The sequence below is a fragment of the Streptomyces lushanensis genome, assembly GCF_001700515.1.
Lineage (GTDB): Bacteria > Actinomycetota > Actinomycetes > Streptomycetales > Streptomycetaceae > Streptomyces > Streptomyces lushanensis.
The window spans coordinates 1-8,055 of record NZ_MAUD01000018.1; the positions used below are offsets into that span (position 1 = coordinate 1).

Below are 8,055 nucleotides of genomic sequence, written 5' to 3' on the forward strand. Positions count from 1 at the left end.
AGAGGTGTCTAAGAGACAGGACCCCGCCCGAGGCGGACCCGGAACCCGTGGAGTCCGGGCCGTCCTCCGGCGGGGTCTTCCCGGCCTGGGCCGCGATGGTGGCCGCGGCCTGGAGGGTCTGGGTGCGCAGGGCCTTCGGCAGCGGCGCGTACCCCTCGGGCAGTTCGCCCGCCGCGACACCGGGCCGCTGGCCGTCGCCCGCCGCGTAGGTGAGGAACTCGGCGTAGTCCTTGCCCTCGGCGGCGGTCAGCCGGGAGGGCACGGTCGCCGCGTAGGTGAGCGAGGTGAGCGGATAGGCGCCCTTGGCCTTGGTGGCGGGCGCGGCCTCGGCCACCGACTTGACCGGTCCCGGCCGCATCGCCGCCTGGCCCGCCAGCAGACCCGCGGTGGTCGGCGCGACGTACTGCCCGGCGCCGTTGCGCAGCTGCGCCGGGATCAGTCCGTAGCGCAGGGCCGTCGAGCTGTCGGCCAGGGCGAGCATGGCGCGCTGTCCGGCCGGCTGCGGCGGGTCCTTCTTGTACGCGGGCGGGTTGGTGGTCTTGTCCCAGGAGGTACGGGCCAGCGAGTCGCCGCGGCCCGCCGCGCGGGCGGCGCCGTGCATGTCCAGGGTGTACGGATGCTTGTCCTGGATGCAGAGCGGGTTGTCGGGATGGTCGTCGAACTGCTGGCAGAACGGGTCGCTCTTGGGGAAGTGGTCCACCGGAAGATCGAGCTTCTCGTAGTGCGGGTTGACCGTCATCCCGGAGTTGGCCGCGTCGCCGTACTTCCCCTTGTTGTCGGGGGTGCCGTCGAGGAACTCGCGCGCCGCCGGGTCCTGGTCCACCCAGTTCCACAGCAGCCGCGCGGAGTCCGAGAGCGCCTCGGGCACGAGGACGTCGCCGAACTTGCCGCCGAAGTCGAGATGGGCGTACGCGGGGTTCAGCCGGGTGAACTCCGGGTCATGGCCCAGGTTGTACGGGTTCTTCTCGGTGCTCGGCGCGAAGCGGGAGTTGCCGTCCTGGTACGACTCGGTCAGCAGCTTGGCCACCAGGCGCTGGTTGAGCTTGAGCGAGGTGATCCGGCGGCCGTTGCGCGCCTTGACCTCGTCCGGCGCGGAGGACGGTGCCTGGCTCTCCACGAGAAAGCCGATGGTGAGTCCGGACAGGGCCACCGGCGCGTACACCGGTGTCTGGTCCGCCGGTATCTGGTCGGCGGTGGCCGGCTCGTTCAGGAACACCATGCCCGGGGTGCCCGAGCCGAGCTTCCCTCGCGCGGTCGTGTCGGTCACCTGGGCATAACCGAAGATCGTCTTGCCGCCGGTCTGGCACAGGGCGGGCTGCCAGCGGCTGACGACCTCGGCGACCATCTCGTTGCCGAGGGTGGGACGTTCGTCGGCGCCGAGCGGGCAGAAGTTGCCGAGCGGCTCGAAGTGCAGCGGGACGACCAGCCGCTGGGCCCAGTTGGTCGCGGAGAGCGGCGAGGACTGGAGGAGGCCGCTGGACTGGGCCGTGTACCGGGTCCCGTTGACCTCGGTCTCACCGCGCGGCACGACCACCAGCCAGCACTGCCGGCCCTCGGTCTGGGCGGTGTCCCCGGCCTCGGCCTCGCCGCAGCCGAGACCCGGTGCCTCCAGGGCCGTCTGGGCCTCGAAGTACACCTCGCCGGTGCCGTCGGGGTTGGTACGGGCGTACGGGACCTCGTTGGTGGTGTTCGAGTCGAAGAAGTCGTTGGAGTTGCCGGTCGGGGTGACCTGGCCGCCCACCGAGTGGAACGCCACATACGAGATTCCGGAGGGCGACGGAGGCGGCATGGTCTGGTTCTCGTCGGAGAGAGAGCCGTAGCTGAGCTGACGGGTGTTGGTGTACGCGCCCGCCGCCTGGTTGCCGGATCCGGGGCCGAGCGCCGAGGAGCCGCCGAACTGGCACTGCTCCGGGTCGGGTCCCGCCTTGTCGTCGCCCCAGCACTGCATGATCTGGAGGTAGTCGGCGGCGTAGGCGGTGTCCGAGACGGTCGGCGTCGCGCCGGTCCAGGAGACCTTGACGACCTGGTTGACCAGGTGCCTGGTCTGCGCGACGGTGACCTTGAGCTTCGCGAAGTCGCCCTTGCCGGTGACGGTCACCGGTGAGCTGCCCGAGGCGGGATTGTCGGCCGCGCCCGCCGCGTCGGCGCCCGCGCCGACGAACGCGCCGGCGCTCAGGGCGCAGCAGAGCGCGAGGACGGCGACGGTGGCCGCCCGGTGGACACGGGTGAACCGCGCACGGCTGATCCAGGTACGGGTACCGGTGGAGCCGGTTCCGGGAATCCTCATGACGTCTGCTTCCTCGCCGTCAGATAGCGGGACAGCAGCGGAGGACCGACCGTGACCGCCACCAGCAGCAGGGCGGCCAGCACCATCAGGGCGAGCCGTACTCCGCCGCTGATCGTTCCCGAGGTGGAGACGGGCACGGCGAACGCGTCGCCGCCCGTGCCGACCCCGGCCGCGTCACCGGCGCCGCCGGCCTGGGCACCCGCCGCGATCGGCTGGCCGGTGTCCGGGTCGATGGCCCCGCCCGCGCCGCCCGCGGTGTCCGCGCCCGGGGTGGCCCCGCCGCCGGACGCGCCCGCGCCCGATGTGCCGGAGGCTCCCGTACCGCCCGTGGCAGCCGTACCACCGCCGGAGGCTCCGGAGGTGCCGGTACCGCCGCCACCGCTGCCGCCCGAGGCACCGCCCGAGCCCGCGCCGCCGCTGCCCTGGGTGACCGTGGGCTTCTTGTCACCGCCGGTGCCGGTGGCGCACTGCGTCGGGCCCTTCTTGTCACAGGCCTGCGGGAAGGGCGCGCTCTTGGCGAGGGTGTTGGAGCCGTCGGCGGAGAACGTCGGGTTGTGGCAGTTCTTGATGTTGATGTTCTCGACGTCGACGCCGGGGATCTTGCGCACCTGTTCGAGCCCCGCCTCGACGAGGTTCACCGGCAGCGGGGAGTAGCCGAGGTTGTCGACGTGCTGCTGTCCCTGGCAGAGGAAGTAGTACGCGAACGCGCCGAGCGTCTTGCCCTTCTGGGCGTTGAAGTTGGACTCCACCTTCGTCGGCACGATCATGTAGCTGTAGCTGGACAGCGGGTAGTTGCGCCGGTCCTTGCCGTTGTAGACGTTGTCGAGGATCTGCGTCAGGTACTTCGGGGACGAACTGTTCTTCTCGATCTGCGCGTTGAGCAGGGCCACCGCGACGTTCTTGGCGGTCGGCTCGGTGTAGTAGCCGGCCGCGTTGAGCACCTTCACCACCGGGAAGCTGGTGGTGTACACGGCGTACGAGTACTCGACGTAGGTGATCGTGCCGATGTTGCCCGCCTGGGCGACATAGCCGGAGACACCGTTGGAGCCGGACTGGGCGACGAAACCGCCGCCCGGCACCAGCGGGTAGTTCGAGGTGGCGCCGCAGGGCGTGCTCCGTCCGGCCTTGGCGCAGTAGCCGTTCCAGATGGACGGGTACTGCTTGCTCATCCAGGTGGTGAGCTGGGCCGTCGTACCCGAGCCGTCGGAGCGGACCACGGGGACGATCCGGCGGGCCGGGAGCGAGGCGGCCAGGGCCGGGTTGTCGGCCTTGATCGCCGCGTCGTTCCACAGCTTGATGCCACCGGTGAAGATCTTGGCGAGGACCTCGCCCGACAGCCGCAGGTTGGTCACCCGCTGGTTGCCGATCTTCAGGTTGTACATGAACGACGTACCACCGGCCACGATGGGCATGTACGCGTACTTGCGCGGCGGCGGCGAGTCGACGACCCCCGAGTCCGTGATGCCGTAAGGGATCTCGGAGACGCCGTAGTCCACAGTCCCGTTGCGGAACTGGTTGCGGCCGTCCGAGGAGCCGGTGCCGTTGTAGTTGACCGTCATGCCGTACTGCTTGACGTTCGCCCGCCACTGGTCCAGCGCGTTCTGGCTCCAGGTGGAGCCCGCACCGGAGATCGGCACATAGGTCGCGGCGGCGGCGGGCACGGGCTGGACGAGTGCCAGCAGCACCAGCGTCACAAGGGCGAGGGCCGCCAGGGCGGCGCGGACGCGTGGGCCTGGCAGCGGCGCCGGAAGGGTTCCGGACATCGGGAGACGACTCCTGTCGGTGGGGCGGGGCGGTTCTCGGTGGCTCGGCGACTCGACGGTGGCTCGGTGGCTCGCGCGTACGGGGTGGTCGGCCTGGCGGTCCGTGGACGGTGGGGCGGGAGGCCGTGGGCCGGAGGCCGGGCGGCGTCCCCGGGCCCGGAGAGGCGGGCCCGGGAGCCCGGTGGCCCGGCTCAGGTGCTCAGTTGCTCCATCGGCCCGGCCGGTCCGGGTGGCTCGGGTGGCCGGTCCGTGTACGTACTCGCGTCGGACCGTTCCACATACGTCCCTCCGCCCGGCCCGGTCCCGCGCAGTCCGCCCATCCGCTCGGCGTCACGGCGGGAGGCGAGGACCCGGCGGTGCGTCTGGCGCCGGGTCAGCTCTCCGGGACCGCGTCCGCCGATGATCCGGGCGACCACGAAGAGCAGCAGCACCAGTCCCATCAGCAGCGCCGCGGAACCGAAGCCGCGGGCGATGAAGCTCGGCTGCGGGGACCGTACGAGCTCGAAGGTGGCCAGCGGCAGCGACACCTGCGGGCCGTGCAGCGGGTTGAGGTTCATGTCGGTGGTGTATCCGGCGGTGAGCAGCACCGGAGAGGTCTCGCCGATGCCGCGCGCCGTGCCGAGGATGACGGCGGTGGTCAGTCCGGAGCGCGCGGTGGGCAGCACCACGGTCCACACGGTCCGCCACTGGCTGGCGCCGAGCGCGAGGGACGCCTCGCGCAGCGAGCCCGGCACCAGGCGGATCACCACGTCGGACGCGCGGATGATGATCGGCAGCATCATCACGCTGAGGGCGAGCGCCGCCGCGATCCCGGACTTCTCCAGTCCGAGGATGAGGATGACGGTGGCGTAGATGAACAGACCGGAGACGATCGACGGCAGCGCGGTCATCGCCTCCACGATGGTCCGTACGAACCGCGCGTAGGCGCCGGGGACCTCACTGAGGAAGACCGCGCAGGCCAGTCCGAGCGGCACGGTGATGGCCAGGGAGATGGCCATGTGCTCGACCGTGCCGGCGATGGCGTGCAGCATGCCGCCGCTGGTGAGCGGCTGGACGGGCCCGGTGCGCGACATGTCGTCGGTGAAGAAGTTGAGATGCGGCAGCGCCGACCGGCCGCGCCACAGGGTGTACGCGACGACGAAGACGAGCGCGCCGACCACCAGCACGGCGAGGCTGTGGATGACGACGGCCGCCGCCCGGTCCCGTACCGCCATGCCGCTCTCGGCGAAGGACACCAGCACGGCGTACAGACCGACGAAGAACAGATAGGCGACGACGACGAAGCCGAGCGGCCCGTCGAACGGCGCAATGCGCGTAAACAGTACAACCGTCAGTCCGAGCGCACCGGCCAGGGCGCCGAGCAGCGCGCGGACGTCGCCCGCGCGCACGGTGGAGGTGGAGCGGCGGACCTCGGGTCTGCCGGTCCCGTCCGGCGGACCCGGACGGAAGGTGAGCGGGGCGGGCTCGGCGGCCGGGGCGGAACCGGCGGCGGAGGTGACGGTGGTGGTGTCGGAGGGCTGCACGGAGGTGGTGGTCCGGTTCATATCAGGCTTCCGTCCCGGCCCCGGAGCGGCTGCGGGCCACGATGGAGGAGGCGACGAAGTTGACGACGAGCGTCATGAGGAAGAGGGCGAGCCCGGCCGCCATCAGCGCCGACATACCGAAGTCGCTGGCGGAGCCGTAGCGCAGGGCGATCAGCGAGGAGACGGAGTTGGTGCCGTTCTCCAGGATCCGCGGCTGGATGACGAAGGCCGGCGAGATGATCATGTAGACGGCGATCGTCTCGCCCAGCGCACGGCCGAGACCGAGCATCGTGCCGCCGATGACACCGCCGCGCCCGAAGGGCAGGACGACCGTCCTGATCACTCCCCACCGGGTCGCGCCGAGCGCGTACGCGCCCTCGCGTTCGCCGACGGGTGCCTGGAAGAACGTCTCGCGCATCACCGAGCAGGCGATGGGCGTGACCATGAGCGCCACCACGATCCCGGCGATGAACGTCGAGGAGGTGTAGACGGTCGTGGTCGCGAGCGGGTCGCCCGGCTCGGCGCCGTGGACCTTGAAGATCGGGATCCAGGAGAAGTAGGTGGCGATCCACCGCGACAGACCGACGATGTGGGACTGGAGGAAGAACGCGCCCCACAGACCGTAGACCACGCTGGGCACCGCGGCCATCAGGTCGATCAGGCTCACCATGGTCCGCCGTACGCGCCGGGGCGCGTACTCGGAGATGTACAGCGCCGTGCCCATGGCGAGCGGCAGCGCGAGGGCGATGGCGACGAGCCCGATCAGCACGGTGCCGGTGAGAACGGCGGCGATGCCGAAGTGATGGGAGTCGGGCTCCCAGGCGGCGGTGGTGAGGAAGGACCCCTTGGCCACGCGCAGGGCCTCCCAGGCGCGGTAGCCGAGGAAGGTGCCGACGAGCAGCATGATGACGAGCACCACACCGCCGCTGCCCCGGGCCAGCCCGCGGAAGAGCTGGTCGGGCAGGCCGGCGGAGCGCTTGATCGTCCGGGGCTCGTCCGTCGTACCGAGAGCGGGTGCGGTGAACGTCATCGGGCACCCGCACTCGCGGCACGCGTCTTCGGGAAGTCCGGGAGGAGCCTCGGCGGCCGGTCACCGGGCGGGTGCGGCATGCGCCTGGCCGAAAGGGACACCAGACCGGGCGCGAGCTGCGCCTCGGGCACGGCCTTCACGAAGTTGGCCAGGCTGTAGTGGCACTCGCGCTGACGCTGGTACGACCGCCCGGCGAGGGCGACCGAACGTCCGTCGAGGTCGAGCCGCCAGATCCACAGCCCGGTCGTCTCGGAGACGGTGACGACCGGCCGCGCCCTGGACATGCCCTCGCGCAGTGTCGCCACGGCGGCACGGCAGGCGACCAGCCCGGGCTGACTCTCCCAGCCCTGGCCGAGACCGCGATTGTTGGCACCGAGCAGACGCCAGACCACCGAGACGGTTCCCGTCTCGGTGTCGGTTCTCGGTACGAACAGAAAGCGCGGGTGATTCATGGCCCAGCCCCCCTCCCGGGCGCCCTCCGGCGGCCGGCAGATATTGGCCGATTCCCATCATCGGCCGACCTGACCCTCACGGAGCACGGAAGAGCTACGGGCACGCGTGCATGAACACCGGACATCCGAAAATGGAACGAGGTGTGCAGGCACCGCGCAGGCACCGCCCAGGCACCGGGCAACAGGCGATCTTCACGCGCGCAGAGCGCGTGGGGCGGCCCGGCCGGGTCGAGCGGGAAGCAGGATCTGCTTGTACCACGTCACAGGGTGCTACGTCACGTCGCTCTCGGCTTGTATGGCGCTGTCCGCTCCGCCCGGCACACCCCGCCGCCGGCCCGGCCGCCCGGCGGCGAGGGGCCCGAACGCGGGCCGGGACGGGCGGGCATCCGGGGCACGGGAGAACGGATGGTGCGCAGGGGCGGAATTAAGTCAGTCGCTTGCTTTACTCCAGCAAGGACAGTTAACTGATCACGTACTCGATGCCGGCCTCCTGGAGGATGCGCGATGGGTCATGACGAGAGTGATCAGCCGCTCGGTCATCCACTGCCCGGCACGACCGCGCCGGAGCCCCCGGCCCTGTGGGCGGACCTGCGGGGCAGGTGCCCGGTCGCACGGGTCGGACCGCCCGGACGCGACGCGGCCCCACTCCGGACGCGCCACGACGACGCCGAGTTGGCGCCGTCCGATGCCCGGTCCACCCGGCGGATCGACGCTCCGGATGCCGCGCTGTTTCGGCCAACGAGCCGGGCAGGGGCGTACGGGCGGAGCGCGGTGACGCGACGCGGGAGCTGATCCTCGCGACGGCGCCGGCGTCTGTTCGCCGAGCACGGCGTGTTCGCTGTTCCCAACCGCCAAGTCGGTGGAGCGGCTCCCGTCCCACGTCCTCGGCGAGTCCGCGCCCCCACCCTCCTCACCGAGCGGCCGAGCGGCCACCCCCGCACCCGTTGCACCCGTTCAGTGCCACCCGTCCCGCACCGACCGCACCCGTCGCGACCGGTGC

4 protein-coding genes and 1 pseudogene are annotated in these 8,055 nt (G+C 71.2%); all 5 read right to left on the reverse strand.

Features of this window, described 5'->3' with window-relative positions; all coding sequences use genetic code 11:
• Positions 1–2,287: pseudogene (locus tag BFF77_RS01390) on the reverse strand (hypothetical protein); the annotation flags it as partial.
• The gene (locus tag BFF77_RS01395; RefSeq protein WP_079124717.1) at positions 2,284–4,050 is read right to left on the reverse strand and encodes a phosphate ABC transporter substrate-binding protein PstS; all 1,767 of its coding nucleotides are present in this window, start codon (positions 4,048–4,050) and stop codon (positions 2,284–2,286) included. The pseudogene BFF77_RS01390 and the gene BFF77_RS01395, both read right to left, overlap by 4 nt.
• A gap of 191 nt (positions 4,051–4,241) precedes the next feature.
• Positions 4,242–5,594 (reverse strand): phosphate ABC transporter permease PstA, encoded by a 1,353-nt coding sequence (gene pstA, locus BFF77_RS01400; protein ID WP_066942924.1) that lies wholly within the window; start codon positions 5,592–5,594, stop codon positions 4,242–4,244.
• A 1-nt stretch (position 5,595) separates the two neighbouring features.
• Entirely contained in the window at positions 5,596–6,603 is a 1,008-nt protein-coding gene (gene pstC, locus BFF77_RS01405) for a phosphate ABC transporter permease subunit PstC (RefSeq protein WP_066942926.1), read from the reverse strand.
• Positions 6,600–7,055, reverse strand: a complete 456-nt coding sequence (locus BFF77_RS01410; RefSeq protein ID WP_066942928.1) for a hypothetical protein — start codon at positions 7,053–7,055, stop codon at positions 6,600–6,602. Before BFF77_RS01410 ends, pstC begins: the two co-directional genes overlap by 4 nt.
• Positions 7,056–8,055 lie beyond the last annotated feature (1,000 nt).

Bases quoted from the DNA above. Each gene is read 5' to 3' on its own strand.
- BFF77_RS01395 (WP_079124717.1), bottom strand. From the start codon at position 4,050: ATGTCCGGAACCCTTCCGGCGCCGCTGCCAGGCCCACGCGTCCGCGCC.
- pstA (WP_066942924.1), bottom strand. From the start codon at position 5,594: ATGAACCGGACCACCACCTCCGTGCAGCCCTCCGACACCACCACCGTC.
- pstC (WP_066942926.1), bottom strand. From the start codon at position 6,603: ATGACGTTCACCGCACCCGCTCTCGGTACGACGGACGAGCCCCGGACG.
- BFF77_RS01410 (WP_066942928.1), bottom strand. From the start codon at position 7,055: ATGAATCACCCGCGCTTTCTGTTCGTACCGAGAACCGACACCGAGACG.